Origin of the sequence: Candidatus Formimonas warabiya (assembly GCF_002777255.1) — a bacterium.
In the GTDB taxonomy this organism is placed as follows: domain Bacteria; phylum Bacillota; class Dehalobacteriia; order Dehalobacteriales; family Dehalobacteriaceae; genus Formimonas; species Formimonas warabiya.
In genome coordinates, this window is the sequence record NZ_CP017634.1 from 25,035 (window position 1) to 45,469 (window position 20,435).

Annotated in this window: 16 protein-coding genes; 9 read left to right on the top strand and 7 right to left on the bottom strand. The window is 48.2% G+C overall.

The genetic code is table 11. The features are described from left to right. Positions 1 to 33 precede the first annotated feature (33 nt). Together ligA and DCMF_RS00130 are read left to right on the top strand one after the other, a co-directional pair. Positions 34 to 2,028: an NAD-dependent DNA ligase LigA gene (ligA, locus tag DCMF_RS00125; RefSeq protein WP_148132549.1), complete on the top strand. Its 1,995-nt coding sequence runs from the start codon at positions 34 to 36 to the stop codon at positions 2,026 to 2,028. A 196-nt stretch (positions 2,029 to 2,224) separates the two neighbouring features. Then, entirely contained in the window at positions 2,225 to 3,451 is a 1,227-nt protein-coding gene (locus DCMF_RS00130; protein ID WP_214658982.1) for an EAL and HDOD domain-containing protein, read from the top strand. An 80-nt stretch (positions 3,452 to 3,531) separates the two neighbouring features. On the opposite strand, the gene DCMF_RS00135 is transcribed toward DCMF_RS00130, so the two are convergent. The 6 genes from DCMF_RS00135 to DCMF_RS00160 all read right to left on the bottom strand — a co-directional run bounded on the left by DCMF_RS00135 (position 3,532) and on the right by DCMF_RS00160 (position 8,427). Then, positions 3,532 to 4,104 (bottom strand): manganese catalase family protein, encoded by a 573-nt coding sequence (locus DCMF_RS00135; protein ID WP_148132551.1) that lies wholly within the window; start codon positions 4,102 to 4,104, stop codon positions 3,532 to 3,534. A 17-nt stretch (positions 4,105 to 4,121) separates the two neighbouring features. After that, a complete protein-coding gene (locus DCMF_RS00140) occupies positions 4,122 to 4,379 on the bottom strand; it encodes a spore coat protein CotJB (protein ID WP_148132552.1) in 258 nt (85 codons plus the stop codon). 13 nt (positions 4,380 to 4,392) lie between these two features. Further along, a complete protein-coding gene (locus DCMF_RS00145; RefSeq protein ID WP_148132553.1) occupies positions 4,393 to 4,551 on the bottom strand; it encodes a spore coat associated protein CotJA in 159 nt (52 codons plus the stop codon). Between the two features lie 140 nt (positions 4,552 to 4,691). Then, positions 4,692 to 6,677 (bottom strand): sensor histidine kinase, encoded by a 1,986-nt coding sequence (locus tag DCMF_RS00150; RefSeq protein WP_148132554.1) that lies wholly within the window; start codon positions 6,675 to 6,677, stop codon positions 4,692 to 4,694. Beyond that, positions 6,652 to 7,347: a response regulator transcription factor gene (locus tag DCMF_RS00155; RefSeq protein WP_148132555.1), complete on the bottom strand. Its 696-nt coding sequence runs from the start codon at positions 7,345 to 7,347 to the stop codon at positions 6,652 to 6,654. The genes DCMF_RS00150 and DCMF_RS00155 overlap by 26 nt, the downstream gene beginning before the upstream one ends. Before the next feature lie 192 nt (positions 7,348 to 7,539). Next, complete coding sequence (locus tag DCMF_RS00160; RefSeq protein ID WP_148132556.1) at positions 7,540 to 8,427, bottom strand: LysR family transcriptional regulator; 888 nt, start codon at positions 8,425 to 8,427, stop codon at positions 7,540 to 7,542. A gap of 115 nt (positions 8,428 to 8,542) precedes the next feature. Between DCMF_RS00160 and DCMF_RS00165 the strand changes: the two genes are divergently transcribed. Beyond that, entirely contained in the window at positions 8,543 to 12,325 is a 3,783-nt protein-coding gene (locus DCMF_RS00165) for a phosphoribosylformylglycinamidine synthase (protein WP_148137673.1), read from the top strand. Positions 12,326 to 12,363: 38 nt separating this feature from the next. Here the strand turns inward: DCMF_RS00165 and DCMF_RS00170 are convergent, their stop codons facing one another. Further along, positions 12,364 to 13,086, bottom strand: coding sequence for a hypothetical protein (locus tag DCMF_RS00170; protein WP_148132557.1), 723 nt, complete (start codon positions 13,084 to 13,086; stop codon positions 12,364 to 12,366). 236 nt (positions 13,087 to 13,322) lie between these two features. Here DCMF_RS00170 and DCMF_RS00175 point away from each other — a divergent pair, with 236 nt between their 5' ends. From DCMF_RS00175 to DCMF_RS00200, 6 genes are all read left to right on the top strand, one after another. Then, positions 13,323 to 14,048, top strand: coding sequence for an ABC transporter ATP-binding protein (locus DCMF_RS00175; protein ID WP_148132558.1), 726 nt, complete (start codon positions 13,323 to 13,325; stop codon positions 14,046 to 14,048). After that, entirely contained in the window at positions 14,041 to 15,711 is a 1,671-nt protein-coding gene (locus DCMF_RS00180; protein ID WP_148132559.1) for a putative ABC transporter permease subunit, read from the top strand. The genes DCMF_RS00175 and DCMF_RS00180 overlap by 8 nt, the downstream gene beginning before the upstream one ends. A gap of 69 nt (positions 15,712 to 15,780) precedes the next feature. Then, positions 15,781 to 16,356 carry a glycerol-3-phosphate responsive antiterminator gene (locus DCMF_RS00185; RefSeq protein WP_148132560.1) on the top strand — a complete coding sequence of 192 codons (576 nt, stop codon included), beginning with the start codon at positions 15,781 to 15,783 and terminating at the stop codon, positions 16,354 to 16,356. Between the two features lie 101 nt (positions 16,357 to 16,457). Continuing rightward, on the top strand, positions 16,458 to 17,987 hold the full coding sequence (gene glpA / locus DCMF_RS00190; protein WP_148132561.1) for an anaerobic glycerol-3-phosphate dehydrogenase subunit A: 1,530 nt from the start codon (positions 16,458 to 16,460) through the stop codon (positions 17,985 to 17,987). Then, positions 17,971 to 19,260, top strand: a complete 1,290-nt coding sequence (gene glpB / locus DCMF_RS00195; protein WP_148132562.1) for an anaerobic glycerol-3-phosphate dehydrogenase subunit GlpB — start codon at positions 17,971 to 17,973, stop codon at positions 19,258 to 19,260. The genes glpA and glpB overlap by 17 nt, the downstream gene beginning before the upstream one ends. Next, positions 19,247 to 20,422: an anaerobic glycerol-3-phosphate dehydrogenase subunit C gene (locus DCMF_RS00200; protein ID WP_214658983.1), complete on the top strand. Its 1,176-nt coding sequence runs from the start codon at positions 19,247 to 19,249 to the stop codon at positions 20,420 to 20,422. Before glpB ends, DCMF_RS00200 begins: the two co-directional genes overlap by 14 nt. Positions 20,423 to 20,435 lie beyond the last annotated feature (13 nt).

Genomic DNA, 20,435 nt, shown 5'->3' on the forward strand with positions numbered 1-20,435 from the left:
GGGTACCTGGATGCCGAAATAAGAGGTGTACCGATGAAATTGGAAGAAGCAAAGAAGAGAGTCCATGCCCTGAAAGAGGAAATCCAAGTCCATAACCGGGCCTACTATGAATTGGACCGGCCCACCATTAGCGATGCCGAGTATGACTTGCTGGTGCGTGAATTGGTAGCCTTGGAGACGGCTTTTCCGGAATTGGTCACGCCCGATTCTCCTTCCCAAAGAGTGGGCGGTAAGCCCTTGGAAGGCTTTAAGGCCGTGCGGCACCGGGAACCGTTGCTTTCTTTAGGGAATGCCTTTAGCGGGGAGGATCTTCTGTCCTTTCACCACCGGGTCACACAAGCCGTAGGCGGCGACAAAGTGGAGTATGTGGTAGAATTTAAAATAGACGGCCTAACCGTGGCCCTATCCTATCAAAATAGCCTGCTCGTTACCGGGGCTACCCGGGGTGACGGTGAGGTGGGGGAAGATATTACCCAAAATTTAAAAACCATTGCCACAGTACCTCTGCAATTAAATAGTCCGGTGGCCGTACTGGAAGTCCGGGGCGAGGCCTTTATGCCCAAAAAGGCCTTTCTCCGCTTGAATGAGGACCGGGAAGAAGCGGGTGCACCCGTATTTGCCAATCCCAGAAATGCGGCAGCCGGGTCCTTGCGCCAGTTGGACCCAAAGGTGGCGGCATCCCGTCAGCTCCAGGTATTTGTCTATGATATTCTGTACCTGGACGGAGCAAGCATCGATACCCATGGGGAAGCACTTAAGTACTTAGAACAGCAAGGTTTTTTGGTAAATCAGGAAAGATTTTGTTCCGGAGATATGGAACAGGTAATTTCCTATATTCGGCACTGGAGTGAAAAAAGGCACGAACTGCCCTATGAAATTGACGGCATGGTACTCAAGGTGAATGATTTGTCTCAGCGCCGGGAACTGGGGGCCACCTCCAAAGCGCCCCGCTGGGCGATTGCCTATAAATTCCCTGCCGAACAAGCACGGACCAGGGTCACAGATATTATGGTCCGGGTAGGACGGACGGGCGTATTGACGCCTACGGCCATCCTGGAGCCGGTTCGCTTGGCGGGAAGCACGGTCAGCCGGGCGACCCTGCATAATGAAGATAATATCCGGGACAAAGATATTAAGATAGGAGACACGGTGGTTATTCATAAAGCGGGAGATGTTATTCCTGAAGTGCTAAACGTGATCGCGGATCAGCGCACGGGACAGGAACAGCCATTTACCATGCCGGAAAGATGCCCGGAATGCGGGTCTCAGGTTGTGCGTCTTCCCGGAGAAGCGGCTTTTCGGTGCACGGGGGGAGCTTGTCCGGCCCAGCTCAGGGAAAGCGTGATTCATTTCGTATCCCGGGATGCCATGGATATTGAAGGATTGGGACCTGCAGTGGTTGCCCAACTGCTGGAAGCAGGCCTGGTTAAGGATGTCGCCGATTTATATTTTTTAAGTAAAGAACAACTTCTGGGTTTAGAGCGCATGGGGGAAAAATCTGTCGATAATTTGTTGAAGGCGATTGAGAATAGTAAAGGCAATTCCTTAGCCCAATTAATATTTGCCTTAGGTATTCGTTATGTGGGGGCGAGAACGGGAAAGATTCTGGCGTCAAGCTTGCGCTCTCTGGACCAGCTGGCCACAACCGGGGTGGACCAACTGATATCCATTCCGGAAATCGGCATAAAAATGGCGGAAAGTATTCATGTCTATTTTCGCGAGGAGCAGAATCTCAGGATTCTGGAAAAGCTGAAAAAGGCCGGCGTGAACATGGAAGCCAAAGAAACTCCCGGAGAAATCCTTCTGTCCGGAAAGACCTTCGTGATTACGGGAACTTTGCCCAATTTATCCCGCAAAGAGGCCCAGACCCTGATCGAAGAAAATGGAGGCAAGGTGTCCGGAAGTGTGAGTAAAAACACGGACTACGTGGTCGTGGGTGAGGATCCCGGCTCCAAGTATGATAAGGCAGTTGCCTTAAATATTTCTCTTTTAGATGAAGCACAACTCCTCAAAATGCTCAAAGAGTAGAGAGGCTCCTATTCCGAACCGGAATCAAAATGAATTGGTTCAAACTTTAAGGCATCACTTCTCGACTTAAAATAAAAGTTCTTAGTAAAGTCTAGGAACTTTTTTTATATCATTTAAAAAATTTAAAGGAATTTAGCATATTTAGTCAAATTATGGATAGATATGCAATATTTTAGCACAATTGATGGAGGCAACTATGGAAGCTTTCGTGGCTAGGCAGCCAATCATGGACCGTCAACAAAGAGTGACTTTTTATGAACTGTTTTTTCGGTCGGGACTGGAAAATTTTTTTGATGGCACAGAATACGATAAGGCTACAGCCGATGTCATTGTGAACAGCTTCTTTGTCATAGGAATCAAAAAGTTGACCGGTGGCAAACGGGCTTTAGTGAATTTTACCGAAAACCTCTTAATTAATGATATCGCAAGTATCTTACCGCCGAACCTAATTGGCATTGAAATTCTAGAGACTGTTGAGCCTAGTGATGATGTGATTGCTGCCTGCAAAAAGCTGAAACAGATGGGATATTTTTTAGTATTGGATGATTTTGTATTTGAGGATAGGTTAATGCCTCTCGTGAAGTTAGCAGATATCATCAAGGTGGATTTTTTGAACACCACGATGGCAGACAAAATATCTCTCGTGAAGCGATTTGGCAATAAGCATACCAAATTTTTGGCGGAAAAGCTGGAAGGTCAGGAGGATTTTGAATTTGCCTTTAACCTGGGATACTCCTATTTTCAGGGCTATTATTTTAGCAAACCGGATATTGTGGTCCAACGGGATATTCCCAGTTTTAAAATAAATTACTTGATGCTGCTGAAGGAAATCACAAAGCCGGTGCGAGAACTCAATTTCGACCTGATGGAAATGATTATCAAGCGGGATATTTCTATTTCTTATAAACTGCTAAAATATATTAATTGTATTGGTTTTCAATGTATCTATCGCATTAAATCCATCAAACATGCCCTGGTATTGCTGGGACAGAAGGAAGTCATGAAATGGATCAGCCTCTATATTTTAAAAGGTCTGGGGAATGATAAGCCGGACGTTTTGATGCTGATATCCATTTCCCGGGCCAGGTTTTGCGAACTGCTGGCACCGCTGGGTGGGTTGGAAAAACATAGTTTTGAGCTATTTCTCATGGGCATGTTTTCCATGATCGACGCCTTGATGGATCAGCCAAAGCCCCTCATACTGGAATCTCTTCCCATTTCCGACGAAGTAAAAAATGTGTTGCTGGAGGGCAACGGGAAGTATAGCAATATTTATCATTTGATGCTGTCTTATGAAAAAGGCAGGTGGGAGAGTGTCTCTTCTTTTTGCAAAATTCTTCATATCAGCGAAAAAGAAGTAGCCAAGGTTTATTTGGAGGCAGTGAACTGGACGAATCGCATTATTCTGGCCAATTGCGTATAGAAAACGAAGAAAACCCTTAAAGTAGACTGTAGGTCTTTTTACAAATCACTTTAAGGGTTTCGTTTTAACTGGAGTAGCCGTTAATAATATTTTTTTTCGTTCATGAGCGCCTGAACATAGTCTAAGGTCTCCCCAAAACGCTGGAAGTGGACGACTTCCCTCTCCCTTAAAAATCTCAGGGTATCAATGATCCCCTGATCATCCGTTAGGTGAATCAGATGCTCATAGGTGGCCCGGGCTTTTTGTTCCGCAGCCATATCCTCGGTCAAATCGGCTACCGGGTCTCCTAAACAGGCCACATATTTGGCGGACCAGGGCACGCCGTTGGCATCCGACCAGAACATGCCGTTATCATGCTGGGCATACCAGCCCCCTAAGCCGGCTTCCTCCATTTCTTCCGCAGAAGCCCCTTTAATTAACTTGTAAACCAGCGAGGCGATAATCTCCATGTGGGCCAGTTCTTCCGTGCCGATGTCCGTCAAGATGGCCTTGGCTCTTTCTGTGGGCATACTGTATCTTTGATTTAAGTAACGCAAAGATGCGGAGAGCTCGCCGTCCGGACCCCCGTACTGGGTCACAAGATTCTTGGCCATTTTGATATCCTTGCCGGAAACGCGGGCGGGATACTGCAATTTTTTTTCATAGATCCACATTTATTTTTCCTCCCTCTTTAATCTTCTTCCCATGGCCAAGGGGATTGGATCCATTGCCAGGGAAACTGGCTGGGACTGGAACCGAAATTGGCTAGAGGTCCGTATCTTATTTCATACATGTTCTTTACGTTCATTAATTCCTCCGTAAATCTGTTGTAATCGCATAATGCCTGTTCATTTTCCGGATGGGTGTCCAAAAACAGGTTTAATTCTACGGCGGCGAATTCTAATTCCTGAATTTTTCTCAACAGGCTCCTCCGGTTTGATTTTGACATGATTTTCACCCCCTTATTTCTTTCTCGTCTTGTAAGGCCGGTACAGAGATGGGAAAATCGTTCCTTTTTCCAAGGCTTCATCAAGTGGGTACAGGCATTCGTATTCCTGATAAGGTATATACGCCTGGGCTAATGGTAGCCTTTCCATAGGCATCATGTCTTTTTTTGCCATTATTCTCACTCCTTTTTTAAATTTTCGATACATTCTATTCAAAAAAGCTTGTGTTTGGTGACAACACAGGGCGGTATTGATGATATATAGAAAAATGCGACAGGGGACGGTTCTCCCCTGTCGCACCAGCCAGATTCAAATTAACTTTCTATCCACAAAGGGATCTCAACAGTAACTTTAAACAAATCCCCGTCAATATCGATATTAAATTTCCCTCCCTGGATCGTTGCCAGGCTTTGGGCAATAGAAAGGCCCAGGCCCGACCCTTCTGTGCTTCTGGACGCATCCCCCCGGACAAAACGTTCCGTTAACTGTTCAGGGGGAATGTCGAGGGGATAGGAAGAAATGTTTTTGACAGTTAACAACCCATAGCTTGGATTTTGATCGATATGGAGATATACCCTGGAATGGGGCATGGAGTATTTAACCACGTTGGACAGGAGGTTTTCCACGATACGCCACATGCACTTTCCATCCGCACGAACGAAGGTTTTCTTCTCACCGGCACTCATTCGTATTTCCAGCTCTGCTTGATTAATTTTTTCTTCGTACTCTCCACAGGCTTGCAGCACCAGTTCTTGAAGGTCGACCTTTTCTACCGTGATGGCAAGATTACCGCTGGAGGCTTTACTGGCTTCCGTTAAATCCTCAATAAGCTGTTTTAATCTCTGGGATTTTTCTTCCAAAATGGTTAAATATTCAGCCGCCTTTTCATTATTGAGCTCTTCTTTTTTCAATAAATCCACATAGTTCATAATGGAGGTCAGAGGTGTTTTCAGGTCATGAGAGACATTGGTAATCAAGTCTGTTTTCATGCGCTCACCTTTGATGGCCTCGGCAACGGCATTTTTCAGTCCCCCTTGAATGCTTTGGATGTCTTCCGCAAAACTAGAAAAAGCGACAGATACTTTGGACTGATCCAGGGGATAATCTAAGTTGCCCGTGGATGTTTCTTTGGCGGCTTCCATGATTTGGGTAAGAGACCGCAGTGCCTGAGCGGTAAAATAGATGGCCGCTAAATTGAAAGCGATGATGATAAACCCTGTGAACAGGACGCCCACCGTGTCATTATTTAAAAACCCGGCGATCAAAAATAAAATACCGTTGATCGCTCCGTATGCCAGCAGGAGGCCCAGGGTCCATGCTTTAAATATTTTTCCCTGGAAACACAGGGTGCTAAACCTGACAAGGTAAACAAATAAATGATAGATCAAAGTATTCTTGAAAATAATGCCCTTCTTGTACTGCCTGACCAGGGATAAAAAATAAGTCAGGCCAATCAATAGATCGATACCAAATAGCACCGTTACTAAAATTAATGATCCGTAAAAATCGCCAAAATTAAGACCATTCATCATATCCAGTGAGCATGCTGCGGCAAATAACACCAGCAAGGTGAGCACGTCGCTATAAATTTTATCTACAAAAGTAAGAGCGATTTCACCGCCCTTTTCCCGCCTTCCCGCCACCCCAACCAGGTAGCTAAAGGTGAAAACCAATAGGATCAGTGATCCGATTAATAGAGGGAGGGCATAGGGCAAAAAGTCTTTCATCCTGGAATAAGAGGTAAGGTCCTCATAAAATGCATCCCCTTCTTTTAAAGGTTCTATCACTGCTGCATAATACTCATAGGGAGTGTCGGTCAACATTTGCTTAAGATCTGGATCCAGGGGATACGTGGAATAAGTGTTCTGCTTACCAAGATATACAAAGGAGGGCTGCTTCTTGATGACGGCGGCCGGATCTCCGGAGGTCACATTGGTAAAGGTTTCCCCCGTTTGGGTATTTTTTAGATAATAGGCAAAGTTTACGGTTTGAGCTAGCTCCGTTTTCAGGTAACTCAACCTATTCAGACCTTCCCTGATTTCGTCTTCCGACTGAGCGGAAGCCCTAATATGATTTTCATCCTTAAGCCTTAGCTTTAATTCCAGCACATTATCGGCAAGTCTGGCAAATTCATATTTAAAATCATTGGTTTCAAAATAACTTTTGCTGCGTATTTTTTCTCCATTGTATAATAGAAAAATGCCGCTGCCCAAGCTGCCCATAATCGACAGCCATAAAATAATCACGGCGATAATCTTGATTCCTAGCGCGTATTTAATATCTTTCAATTTTGTATCCAATACCCCACACCACCTTTAAGTATTTTGGCTCTTTCGGATTGATTTCGATTTTTTCCCGAATCCGTCTGATATGCACGGAAACGGTGTTGTCCACAGAACAGGGCAATTCGTTCCAGACATTTTCATAGATTTGTTCTATGGAAAAAACACGGCCCATATTTTTCATGAGAAAAAGCATAATTTTGTATTCCGTAGCGGTCAGCTTCACGGCTTCGCCGTCTACGAGCAATTCTTTGGCATCTGTGTCCAGTTCTAAACCGCCGGTTTTTAAGACGCCGCTTTTATGGGCGATACTGCCCAGGGTCGTGTACCGGCGCATCTGGGATTTGACCCTTGCCATCAGTTCCAATGGATTGAAGGGCTTCGTCACATAATCATCCGCCCCGAAATTGAGACCGGTAATTTTATCCGTATCCTCTGATTTTGCAGACAGGAGGATGATGGGAATATTGAGTTCTTCCCGAATCTTAATCGTCGTAGACAGTCCATCCAGGTCCGGCATCATGATATCCAGAAGCACCAGATGAATTTTGTGTTCTGACAAAGCCTGAAGGGCCTGAGTCCCCGTATAGGCTTTGACAACGCCGTAATTTTCCTGCTTCAGGAATATTTCCAGGGCATCCACGATTGCTTTGTCATCGTCACATACTAATACATTTAACTGATCCATCAGCGTTGGCCTCCAGTGCTTTGTTATTCATTGGTGACACCTTTCCGATTTTCCGCCCAAGAACAAGGTGCTCTTTTCATTGTAAACATTCAGCACACTTTTATCACCTGCCTTTGAGCAGATTATAGCAAGCGAATCTTACGAAGAACGGCTAAAAAACTTACAAGTTTCTTACGATTTGCCGGTTATCATCTATTTGTCGATGACTTCGATGAATTTTTCCGCGGCGACGGGGACGGGGATTCTGGCGTTAGTGATAACGCCTAATTTTCTGGACGGGATTTTCTCTTTGGTTGTGACGACAAATACCTCATCTGCAGCCAGCTCTTTTTCTACGGCATTTTCCATCACGAAGGAGATGCCCAGCCCGATCCTGGTCATTTCTACGAGCAGATCGACACTGCCCAGTTCAATTTCCGGAACGATGCGCACCCCATGGCTGCCTAAAAAATCATCGAAAAACTTCCGTGTCACCGTATCTTTTTCCAGCATTAGCAAAGGATACCGGGCCAATTCTGGGAGCGGAATCTTTTGTCCCTTTAAACCGGAAAAATTGGGGCCGGCAATAAAAACATCCTGAATAGCTTTAATTTTTTTTACCACCGCATTTTCTAAACCGGTTTTCAGGGGCAGATTGATCACGGCAATGTCAACGAAGCCGCTGTTTAAGAGCTCCAAGCACCGGGGAGAGGTCCGGTTGGTGACCTGAATTTTAATTTGGGGATAGAGCTGGTTGAATTTCTTCAGATATGGCAGCAGATAATATTTGCAGATGGTGTCGCTGGCGCCAATTCGTACCGTGCCGTATTTTAAGGAATGCATTTCCTGGATGCCCTGTTCACCGGATTTGATAAAATTAAAGGCTTGTTCGATATGTTTAAACAGGAGCAGGCCTTCTTGGGTTAAGGCTACATGTTTAGAATTTCTTAAAAAAAGCTTACAGTTAAATTTCTCTTCCAAAGAGCGGATGGATTGACTGACGGCGGACTGAGAAATGCACAACCGTTCCGAAGCCGTGGAGAAACTTAAACTTTGGGCCACATGATAAAATACTTTATACAGTTCAAAATTAATGTCCATTTTCTTACCCTCTCCATATTAACTATACTTATAGATAGCATTAGTATGATTAACTACACTTATTAAATATAGTATGATACAATCTAAATGTAAATACTTAGTTTCAGGGGGGATGATGGTGGAAAGCCATGTGCGCAGAGTGTTTGTGGAAAAGAAACCGGGATTTGATCTGGAATCCCGGAGCATATACCTGGATTTGAAAGAGAACCTGGGCATGACGGGTCTGGAGGGGGTTCGGGTGCTAAATCGGTACGATGTCTCGGGAGTGACAGAGGAGGAGTACCGGACGGCCCGCCGTACTATTTTTTCGGAACCGACGGTAGACGATGTGTATGATGAAGAGTTTGTACCGGCCCATGACGAGAAGGTATTTGCCCTGGAATACTTGCCCGGCCAGTATAACCAAAGAGCGGATTCTGCGGCCCAATGTATGGAAATTATTACCCAGAAGGAACGTCCTCAGGTCCAGAGTGCCAAAGTAATTGTCTTAAAAGGAGAAGTTTCTCAGGACGAGTTGAGCAAGGTGAAAGATTATTTCATCAACCCGGTAGATTCCCGGGAGGCAGCGCTGGAAAAACCGGAGACCCTGGACAGGGAAATCCTCCCTCCGGAAGATGTTCCAGTCCTCGCGGGTTTTCAGGAAGAGAGTCCCGAGGGGCTTCAGGATTTGCACGAGAAAATGGGGCTGGCGATGAGCGGGGAAGACCTGGCTTTCTGCCAGACCTATTTTCGGGAGCGGGAAAGAAGAGACCCTACTTTTACCGAAATCCGGGTCATTGATACCTACTGGTCTGATCACTGCCGCCATACGACCTTTTTGACGGCGATTGAAGAGGTGGAGCTTGAAAAAGGATATTTTAGCGTGCCGGTGAACACGGCTTACCGGGCTTATTTATCGTCCCGGGATTTTGTTTATGGGGATTTCCCCAAAGAGGTGTCCCTGATGGATCTGGCCACGATGGCCATGAGGGAGCTCAAGAAGAAAGGAAAGCTGCCTGACCTTGATGAATCCGAGGAGATTAATGCCTGCAGCATAGAAGTAACGGTGGACGTGGACGGGAAACCGGAAGAGTGGCTGGTGATGTTTAAAAATGAGACCCATAATCATCCCACGGAAATTGAACCTTTTGGAGGCGCCGCTACCTGCCTGGGCGGGGCGATCCGGGATCCTTTATCCGGACGGTCCTATGTTTACCAAGCCATGCGGGTGACGGGCAGCGGTGATCCCCGCACCAGGATCGAGGACACCTTGCCCGGTAAATTACCCCAGCGCAAAATTACCACCGGAGCGGCGGCAGGCTATAGTTCCTATGGGAATCAGATCGGTCTTGCTACCGGTCAGGTGGCGGAGGTTTATCATGAGGATTTTGTTGCCAAGAGAATGGAAATTGGCGCCGTGATCGGGGCGGCGCCCAAAAAGAATGTGGTGCGCCAAAAACCGGAGGCAGGAGATGTGGTGATCCTTCTGGGCGGGCAGACCGGCCGGGACGGCATCGGCGGTGCTACCGGGTCCTCCAAAGAGCATACGGAAGAGTCTATTCTGACCTGCGGCGCGGAAGTGCAAAAAGGAAACCCGCCTACGGAGCGCAAGATTCAAAGGTTGTTTCGCCATCCCCGGGTCAGCACCATGATCAAAAGATGCAATGATTTTGGGGCCGGCGGGGTTTCCGTAGCCATTGGCGAACTGGCGGAGGGTTTGGAAATCAACCTGGATGCGGTGCCTAAAAAATATGAGGGCTTGGATGGTACGGAACTGGCCATTTCCGAATCTCAGGAACGGATGGCGGTGGTGGTCGCCGCGCAGGACGCAGAGGCTTTTATCCAGTATGCCCGGGAAGAAAATCTGGAAGCGGTGATCGTCGCTGCTGTTTCCGGCCAGAGAAGGCTGAAAATGTTCTGGCGGGGAAAGCCCATTGTGGATATCAGCCGGGATTTTCTGAACACCAACGGGGTGAAACAAAAAACCCGGGTTTCCGTAGCAACTCCCGGGGAAAGTGAGAATTATTTCCGCACTATTCCCCCCAGGGTGGGGGCTCAGCTGCCTGACTTGAAGCAGGCCTGGCTGACAAATTTGCAGGGTTTAAACGTGTGCAGTCAAAAAGGACTGATCGAGCGGTTTGACAGCACCATCGGCGCCGGTACCGTATTGATGCCCTTTGGCGGGAAATACCAGGCCACACCTGCGGAAGGAATGGCAGCGAAAATTCCTGTGCTGACGGGAGAAACCCAGACGGGCACCGTGATGACCTATGGGTATGATGCGGAACTGGCCAAGTGGAGTCCCTTCCACGGCGCTTTATATGCCGTGACGGAGGCTGTGGCGAAAATAGTGGTGATGGGAGGAAGCTATCAGAAGACCAGGCTTTCTCTGCAGGAGTATTTTGAAAAATTGGGCAAAGAACCGTCCCGATGGGGAAAACCCTTCAGCGCTCTCCTAGGGGCCTTTTATGCCCAGAAAAAACTGGGCATTGCCGCCATCGGGGGCAAAGACAGCATGTCCGGAACTTTCCGGGACTTAAATGTGCCGCCCACTTTGGTGGCTTTTGCCGTGAGCACCCTCGACGTCACCAAGGTGATTTCGCCGGAGTTTAAACAGGTGAACAGTAAAGTGGTTTACCTGCCTTTGGTGTGCGACGAATACGAGTGCCCTGATTTTGGGGAACTGAAGGCTGTTTTTGCCAAAGTGGAAGAACTGATCCAATCGGGAGCTGTTTTATCGGCCATCACCATAAAATCGGGGGGATTGGCGGAAGCGGTCACGAAAATGTGCCTGGGCAACCGGATCGGTGTTTCTTTCTGGAATGAGATGGACCACGAGACCCTGTTCTCCCCCGACTATGGATCGATGGTCCTGGAAATCGACGAAACTGTTCAGGTCAAAGATGTGATGGGAGAAGTCACCTATGAAATCATCGGCCATACGCTCAAGGATGCGGTGATTGCCGTGAACGATCTGGAGATCGGCTTAGAAGAAGCCGGCGCGGCCTGGGAAAAGCCCTTGGAAAAGATCTTTCCCACTAAGACGGAGGCCGTCCCCGGCCAGCCAAAGCAGGCGGCCTTTCCCCACCGCTGCCTGCACAAACCGGCCATCAAAATCGCGCGCCCCAAAGTATTTATTCCGGTATTTCCCGGCACAAATTGTGAATACGATACGGTGCGCTCCTTTGAAAAGGCGGGGGCCCAGGTGGAGACCATGGTCGTGCGGAATCTTTCTCCGGCCGATATTGCCCAATCCATCGCCGAAATGGTAAAAGGCATTGAGACTGCCCAGATCGTGATGCTGTCGGGCGGGTTCAGCGCCGGGGACGAACCGGATGGTTCGGGAAAATTCATTGCGGCTATGTTTAGAAATCCCTGGGTCAAAGAAGCGGTGACCAAGCATCTGAAAGAAAAGGACGGCTTGATGCTGGGGATCTGCAACGGCTTCCAGGCTTTGATCAAGCTGGGCCTGGTTCCATACGGAGAGATTATCGATCTTACGCCGGACTGTCCTACCTTAACCTATAATAAAATTGGCCGCCACGTGTCCTGTCTGGTGCAGACAAAGGTGGTTTCGACCCTGTCTCCCTGGTTTCACAATATGCAGGTGGGAGATAGGCACACCATTGCCGTTTCTCATGGGGAAGGGAGATTTGTCGCAAATGCCCAGGTGATGGAAACGATGATGGCCCAGGGCCAGATTGCTACCCAGTATGTGGATTTTGAGGGGAATCCCAGTTTTGATATCCGGTTTAACCCTAACGGTTCGGTGGAGGCTGTGGAGGGGATCACCAGTCCGGATGGACGGGTTCTGGGCAAAATGGGGCATTCGGAAAGAATGGCCCCCCATGTGGCGGTAAACGTGCCGGGTGAAAAGGACCAGCCTATTTTTGCCGCCGGCGTGAACTATTTTAAATAAATATACGGGTGACGAAATACTGGCAAGCAAGATGGGTTTTATCTATCTTGCTTGCCAATATATTCGATTACTGAGTTATCAATTTCGTAACGATCCGGTGTAACTAGCTGAAAGACTATCCGTTCTTTTGGCTTAGCTGGATGAATATCTGCTAAGTCAATACTTAGTACTTGCAAACCAGTCCCTTTTGGCTCGGTTATTAATACTACTTGATTTTTTTGGGTCAATATTTTTTTGACATTTGACTGCATTACAACAATAATTATTTTATCAAAAGGCCCGTCGGTTTTTATATGAAAAGACTTACTTTCCTCATCAATCCCTAAATCATGAACAAAGTCATAGAAAACTGATGCAGTACAATAGCTTGTAAAAATACGATGGAGGGCATAACTCATTCTTGTTGGGACACGACTCCAACGTCCACCAGATACCGTACTATGCCAATAAGATTTATAAGCTAATCTTTCCCAATCAGGATTATGATAAATAAAATTTAAAGCAATTTCTCTTCCATTATTTATAACTTCTGAAATTGGTTCAATTACCGAAGGTAAATGATCCTCAGATCTTAGCCGATCCTGTATATCCTCTGGTTTTTCAGGCTCTAATCGATGTAAACGTTGAAGTAAATTATTACTTTCATAGTTTTTTACTTCAGTAACTGTATTAATTTTTGGGATTAAATATAATAGTAATACGAGTATAACTGCTGATCCAAAAACAGACACGACAATTATATACCCTTTAAGATATTTCACATCATACACCTTCCGGATCATTTTTTCCCTGAGAGAAGGGTGTTTATTTTATGCAGTTAGTATAATTTGTATGCAAAAAACACAAACAAACTTAGAGCCTACCCGGAACGGGGTGGCTTATTTTTTTGTTTTATGATAAATTAAAGGAAAATATGGGGATAGCATCAGCCATCGCATGATGGGAGCCAAAATTAGGCACCATAAGGTGGGATGAATTTTAGAAACGAGGGAACTTCATGATTGAACTGATCAACGTCAGTAAAAGTTACGGGGGACTGGTGAAAGCGGTAGATAACCTGAATTTGACCGTCTCGCCGGGAGAAATAATCGGCTTTCTCGGACCAAACGGGGCGGGCAAGACGACCACGCTGAAAATGGTTACCGGCATCCTAAAACCGGACCAGGGCGTGATTCGCATCAATGATATTGATATCCAAAAGGACCCTTTAAAGGCCAAAATGCAGTTCGGTTTTGTCCCTGACAGTCCGGATATGTTTTTGCGCTTGAAGGGTCTGGAATATTTGAATTTTATGGCGGATATCTACCAGGTTTCCCAAGAGGACCGGAAGGAAAGAATCGGCTCTCTTACGGAGCGGTTTGAGCTCAAGCACGTATTGCTGGACCAATTGCAGAGTTATTCCCACGGCATGAGGCAAAAAATCATTCTTATGGGGGCATTGCTGCACAATCCTTCCGTGTGGATTCTCGACGAGCCTCTGACCGGGCTGGATCCCAGATCTTCCTTTATTCTTAAAGAAATGATGAAAGAACATGCCCAGAGGGGAAACACCGTTTTCTTTTCCACCCATGTTCTGGAGGTGGCGGAAAAGCTGTGTGACCGGGTAGCCGTGATCAATAAGGGGAAATTGGTGTTTCACGGCACGCTAGAGGAAATGAGAGCACACTTCTCGGCACATGAATCGTTGGAACATATGTTTTTGGAGATGACGGAACATGAATAAGCTCCTGGTATTGACAAAAGTATTGCTCAGAAATTCCCTGGACTCTTTTGGAAAAGTGCCCAAAACGAAAAAGCAACTGGGGAAAACCATTTTTCTCGCAGTCTTGTTGTTCTTAGCCTTTTCCCCGATGGTGGCAGGTTTCGGTTACCTGATCGCCCGTTCTTATGATGCTTTGGCGGCGATTGGGCAGGCCGGAGTGCTTTTGCATCTAAGCCTTTCTGTGGTATCAATGATCATTTTTGTTTTTGGGTTGTTCTATGTGATCAGTATTTTTTATTTTTCGAAAGACATAGAAAATCTTCTTCCCCTTCCTTTTCGTCCTTGGCAGATTCTGGGAGCCAAGTTTTTAGTCACCCTCTGCTATGAATATTTTACGGAATTAATCTTCCTGGCGCCTGTTTTCATTGCCTTTGGCCTGAAGAGCGGTGCGGGTATCCTTTACTACTTGTACGGGTTGATCCTGTTTTTAACTTTGCCGATGATTCCTTTATGTTTAGCCTCTATGATCATGATGGTTTTAATGCGCTTTACCGGCCTGGTCAAAAACAAAGACAGATTTCGCATGATCGCCGGCATCGGAGGCCTTCTATTTGGCCTGGGCATCAATATTTTCTTTCAGAAATTTGCCGGCACAGCTTTCCAGGGGGAGCAGCTGGTGAAACTAATTATGGAAGGAAATAATTCTCTTTTAAAGCTCTCCTTCGGCATCTTTCCCCAGACCAGACTGGGTGCCTTAGCCCTGGTATCCGGAGGCTGGGAGGGCCTGATGGATCTCTTCTGGTTTCTGCTCATAACAGCTTTTGGCATTGCCTTGTTTTCCTTCCTGGGAGAAGCCCTCTACTTCAAAGGTGTCATGGGTGTTTCCGAGACTGCGGCGCGCCGAAAAGTCCTGGATGATCAGGGGTTGGCAAAGGCAACGGTGCCAGGTTCCGTGATCAAGTCTTATACCTTAAAGGAACTAAGGGTGTTGTTCCGCACCCCGGTTTACTTCATGAATTGTGTGCTGATGAACTTTATTTGGCCGGTATTCCTCTTGATTCCCTTCTTTGCCCAGCCGAATCTGCGCCACCAGCTTAGTCAGGTCGAAGGTCTGATCAATCATCCGGAAAGGATGGGGTTTGTTTTAACGGGCGTTTTTGCCTTGAGTGCTTTTGTGACGGCGTCTAATCTCATTACCCCGACCGCTCTTTCCCGGGAAGGGGGAAACATTTTTGTGGCCAAGTACCTGCCCGTGAGTTACAAAAAACAGCTTTTGGCCAAGGTTCTTGCCGGGGTGGTGATGGGACTGGTGGGCACATGCATGATGCTTTTGGTGGGAGCCGTGCTGATTCATCCCCCTGGCTATCTCCTAATCCTGTCGTTACTATCCGGATTATGGGGCGTCTTATTCAGCGCCTTGTCCGGCATGGTTCTTGATGTGCATTTTCCCAAGCTGCACTGGGATAATGAACAAAAAGCGGTGAAGCAAAACATGAATGGGATCATTAGTATCCTGATTTCCGCAGTATGTGCCAGCTTGACGGTTTTTGGCGCGGTGAAGCTTCATTTAGGATTGTGGTCTGCCTTTTTAGCGATTATGATCGTTTTTGGGGTGATCAACGGCTTGCTGTACCTATATTTGAGCACAAGAGGGGTTAAATTGTTTTCTGCTCTGGAAAAGTGATGAAGGATGAGGGGGAGTGGGGCGTGGATATAAGCAGGGAGAAATCTGAAAAAGATGGGATTTTCGCCCATGAATAGTATCCAGGAACTGTTTGGACCAAGACAAATCATCGCTGCCGTGCGCAATGAAGAGCAACTGCGTCAGGCGGTTCATGCTCCGGTAGCAGCTATTTTTTTGCTCCATGGAAATATCAATATTCTGAGTGATTATGTGGATTACGCCAAGGGTTACCGTAAGCCGGTTTTCCCCCATATGGATTTGATGGGAGGGATTGCCGGGGACCGGGCCGCTGTGGAATATTTGGCCCGGGTGATTGCCCCGGACGGCATTATCACCACCCGCAGCACCTTGATTAAAGTGGCCAAAAAGCAGGGATTAAGGACTATCCAGCGTTTGTTTCTCGTAGATTCCACGGCAGTGGAGACAGGTATCCATGCGGTGCGGGAAAACCAGCCCGACGCCGTGGAAGTAATGCCCGGCCCTTTGCCCAAGATTATCCGGCATATTAAGGGAAAAATGGGACGTCCCGTGATTGCCGGCGGTTTGATTGAAGACAGGGAGGATATCCGGCAGGTTTTAGATGCGGGAGCTTGTGCGGTATCTATTGGCAATCCTGAATTATGGTGCTATAATGAAGGTATCTGAATAGGATTAATTGTGGTGGAGATGAGGAGAACCACAAGCACGGGGTTTATGAAACCCCTGCTTGTGGTTTTTTTATTTGAAATCATGGGAGGGGAGACAAATTGGAAACGCAAGTGGTGGTAATCGGCGGGGGAATCACGGGGGCAGGAATTCTGCGCGACCTGGCGATGAGAGGGATAGAGGCGGTGCTGGTGGAAAAGGGGGATTTGGCCCATGGTACCTCGGCCCGGTTTCATGGATTGTTACATAGCGGGGCCCGCTATGCGGTAACGGATCCGGCATCAGCTCAGGAGTGTATCCGGGAAAATCTAATCCAGAAAAAGACGGCGGCCCATTGTATCGAAGACACGGTTGGCGTGTTCATCCAGTTGGCGGAGGATGATCCCTGCTTTGTCGCCCAGTGGCAGAAGGCCTGTGGAGACACGGGTATTGATATCAAGGAAATAGACTGTGCGGAGCTGCTCAAAAGAGAACCCAATTTAAGCCCCGTAATCATCCGGGCATTTCAGGTCCCTGATGCGGCAGTGGATGGTTTTAAGCTGATTCAAGACAACGTCCTTGCCGCGAAACAATATGGGGCAAAAGTTTTGACCTATGGGCAGGCCGTTTCCCTGGCTGTCTCATCCGGGCGGGTCTGTGGCGTCACTGTGCGCAGGCCCTCCGGGGACGAAGAATTCATCTCATGCCAAATCATTGTCAATGCGGCCGGCCCCTGGACCGGGGAAATAGCCGCTTTGGCCGGCCTCAAGCTGAACCTGGTTCTGAACAAAGGAACCCTTTTGGCCTTTAACCACCGGCTCACAAACACCATTATCAACCGCTGCCGCCGGCCCGGTGACGGGGATATCCTGGTACCGCACCATACGGTTTCTATTTATGGCACCACATCCGTAAACGTCACCGAACCGGATACCGACGCAGGGGTTTATGAGGAAGTGGGCCGCCTCCTGGCCCTGGGGCGGCAGATGATCCCCTTGATGGAGGAAGCACGAATTCTCCGGGCCTTTACCGGCGTGCGGCCTTTGTACCAGCCGGACGGGGAGCCGGGGGACGGCATGGGAAGAGAGGTGACCCGGGACTTTTTTGTCATCGATCATGAGGAAGAAGATGGGTTATCCGGGTTGGTATCCATTGTGGGCGGGAAATTTACCACCTATCGTTTGATGGCGGAAAGAACGGTAAATTTGGTCGCGGAAAAGCTGGGGAATAAGGCGCCTTGCCGCACGGCCGGGGAGGTTTTACCGGGCAGCAGGTGCCAAAGGGAGGAAAGACCGGCGCCTGATCAGGAAAATCAGGTGATTTGCGAGTGCGAACAGGTCACGGAAAAACAGCTGGAGCAGGCCATGGGGGGAGAAGGCTGGTTCACTTTAAACGATTTAAGGAGAAAAACCAGGATGGGCATGGGTACCTGCCAAGGAACCTTTTGCACCTACCGGGCTTTGGCGGTGGCGCAGAAAGACCAAAACCGGATGCACCTGAACACCCTGGGCTTAGTGCAGGATTTGTTGGGGGAAAGATGGAAGGGGATGCAGCCTGTTCTCTGGGGACCTGGGGTGAAAGAAGCGGAACTGATGCGCGCCGTCTACTCGGATATTTTAGATATGGAAGGACTTGATGCTCAGGATGAATAGTACCTATGATGTGATTGTGCTGGGGGGAGGATTAGCCGGTCAGGTCGCTGCTCTAACGGCAAAGACGCCCCAAAACAGGGTGCTCCTGGTGACAAAAGGATATGGGTCTTTTTATTACGGTCCCGGGGTGATTGATGTGTTAGGCCGCCGGTGCGGGAAGCCGGTTGTCCAGCCTTGGGGACAAATAGACCAGCTGCGTGTGCTGCATCCCTATCGTATTTTGGGAGAACAAAGGGTCCGGCAGGCGATAGACCTATTTGCCCGGCACCTGGGGGAAAACGGTTTTCCTCTCCTGGGCGGGAGCCAGGGGAAAAATCTCCTGCTTCCTACCGCTTTAGGCAGTATCCGGCCCACATACTTAGCGCCTTTAAGTATCGCCCAAGGTGAGGTCAGGCAGGAGGGAGATGTGAAAATTTTAGGGTTCGAGGATTTTCCTTACTTTTCTCCACAACTGGTGGCGGCGCATCTGAGCCAAGGGCTGAACAGGTTAGGCATCACCAAAAAAGTAAGCTGGGGAACGGTCAAGCTGGGCTTGGGCAGGCAGCGCCCCATATCTTCCTATGATGTAGCATTATGGCTGGATCACGCGGATCATCGCCGCTCTTTCATCAACGAACTTTTGTCCCAACTAGGGAGGGAGGAAAGGATCGGCTTTCCCGCCGTTCTAGGACTGACGCAGCACCGGGAAGTTGTGGACCGGCTCGAGCAGGAATTGGGCAAAAGAGTCTTTGAAATTCCCACCATTCCGCCCAGCGTTCCCGGCATCCGCCTTCATGAGAGCCTGTCCGGGCTCCTGAGAGAAAAAGGAGTGGAAATGTGGACCGGGTATCCTGTGATCGGTGCCACGATAAGAAGAAATTATATCCAGGAAGTGCAGGTTGATGTTCCGGGAAAGACCAGGAGCTTACAGGGAAACAGGTTTATTCTGGCCACCGGGGGATTAGGCGGCGAGGGGCTCCTTTCCGGCCCCGGCTGGGTAAAAGAGCCGGTCTTTGATCTTCCGGTTTACTTCCACCCCCATGTGGACAAATGGAGCCACCGCCACCTGTGGAAAGAACAGCCCTATGCCTGTTTCGGTCTCCGGGTTGACAGCAAAATGCGCCCCTTGGACGGGGAAGGCAATGTGTGTTTTACCAACCTTTTTGCCGCCGGCAATATTTTGGCCTTTTTTGACTCTACGGCGGAAAAGAGCAGTTCGGGGATTGACATTGCCACCGGAATCACTGCCGGCAGGGCATGCCGGGAGGAGGTGGAATGTGGTGCATCTGCATAATTTTTCTGTTGATCAGTGCTTAAAATGCAGTACCTGTAATACCGTGTGCCCGGTGTATGCGGTAAATGAAAAATATCCCGGACCCAAATTTTTGGGACCGGAAACAGCAAGGCTGAAGAAATCCAAACCGGTAGCGCATGCCGCAGCAGACTATTGTACGGGCTGCCGGCAATGTGAGCTGGTTTGCCCCAACGGGGTGCCCATTACCCATCTGGCCCAGGAAGCAAAAAACTGGGGGAAAAAGCAAAAAGGAATTCCTTTGAGAGACTGGATCTTGGGGCATAACCAGTGGGTGAGCAGTCTGGCATCCCGGGTAGCCCCTCTGACAAATTTGGTCCTGGGCTTAAAATTGGTGCGGCGCTTAGGGGAAAGAACTTTAGGGCTCAAGAACCGGCCTTTTCCTACTTACCATCGGCCTTTTTCCTTTCGCCATAAAGGGGTCAGGAATGCGGAACGGAAGGTTGCTTTTTTTACCGGCTGCTATGGCCGCTATAATGGGACCGGTGTTGCCCAATCGGTGGTAAGTGTACTGGAAAAATGCGGTGTAGAGGTGGTGGTTCCTCCCCAAAAGTGCTGTGGCGTACCCATGCTGTCCAACGGGTTGATAGAAGAGGCGAAAAATAATGCTGTCTTTAATCTGAAGGTTTTGCATGAATTAGTGGAGCAGGGTTTTCAGGTGGTTACTTCCTGCCCGAGCTGTGCTTTAAGCCTGAAACATGACTATGCTTTACATTTTAATTTACCCCAGGCAGCCCAAGTGGCCGCCCATGTGTATGATATTTCCGAGTTTTTATGGCATCATGGCTTGCTTCAGGAGCAAGAATTAAAACCCCTGAAAAAACGGTTCTTCTATCATCAGCCTTGCCATACGAAAGCGCAAGGTATGGGCTCTCCCGCAAAGGATTTGCTCAGCCTGATTCCTGAGCTGGAACTGGCGGTTCGGGAGCAAAAATGTTGCGGCCAGGCCGGTACTTATGGGTTCAAGAAAGAAAAATATGACACCTCTTGGGCCATTGCCTCCCCGCTTTTTCAGGATGTGGCAGCATGCAGGGTAGAGGGCATCGTCACCGAATGCGGCATGTGCAGCCTGCAACTGGCTCATGGGACCGGCAAGAATGTTTTCCACCCGATGGAGATATTGGATCAATCCTTGAAAGGGTAGTAATTTTAGGCAA

What these genes read in the sequence shown, in the direction of transcription:
- DCMF_RS00175 (WP_148132558.1), top strand. Translation starts at nt 13,323, where the DNA reads ATGATTGAACTGATCAACGTCAGTAAAAGTTACGGGGGACTGGTGAAA.
- DCMF_RS00160 (WP_148132556.1), bottom strand. Translation starts at nt 8,427, where the DNA reads ATGGACATTAATTTTGAACTGTATAAAGTATTTTATCATGTGGCCCAA.
- DCMF_RS00155 (WP_148132555.1), bottom strand. Translation starts at nt 7,347, where the DNA reads ATGGATCAGTTAAATGTATTAGTATGTGACGATGACAAAGCAATCGTG.
- DCMF_RS00165 (WP_148137673.1), top strand. Translation starts at nt 8,543, where the DNA reads ATGGTGGAAAGCCATGTGCGCAGAGTGTTTGTGGAAAAGAAACCGGGA.
- DCMF_RS00145 (WP_148132553.1), bottom strand. Translation starts at nt 4,551, where the DNA reads ATGGCAAAAAAAGACATGATGCCTATGGAAAGGCTACCATTAGCCCAG.
- glpB (WP_148132562.1), top strand. Translation starts at nt 17,971, where the DNA reads ATGCTCAGGATGAATAGTACCTATGATGTGATTGTGCTGGGGGGAGGA.
- DCMF_RS00135 (WP_148132551.1), bottom strand. Translation starts at nt 4,104, where the DNA reads ATGTGGATCTATGAAAAAAAATTGCAGTATCCCGCCCGCGTTTCCGGC.
- ligA (WP_148132549.1), top strand. Translation starts at nt 34, where the DNA reads ATGAAATTGGAAGAAGCAAAGAAGAGAGTCCATGCCCTGAAAGAGGAA.
- DCMF_RS00130 (WP_214658982.1), top strand. Translation starts at nt 2,225, where the DNA reads ATGGAAGCTTTCGTGGCTAGGCAGCCAATCATGGACCGTCAACAAAGA.
- DCMF_RS00185 (WP_148132560.1), top strand. Translation starts at nt 15,781, where the DNA reads ATGAATAGTATCCAGGAACTGTTTGGACCAAGACAAATCATCGCTGCC.
- DCMF_RS00180 (WP_148132559.1), top strand. Translation starts at nt 14,041, where the DNA reads ATGAATAAGCTCCTGGTATTGACAAAAGTATTGCTCAGAAATTCCCTG.
- DCMF_RS00140 (WP_148132552.1), bottom strand. Translation starts at nt 4,379, where the DNA reads ATGTCAAAATCAAACCGGAGGAGCCTGTTGAGAAAAATTCAGGAATTA.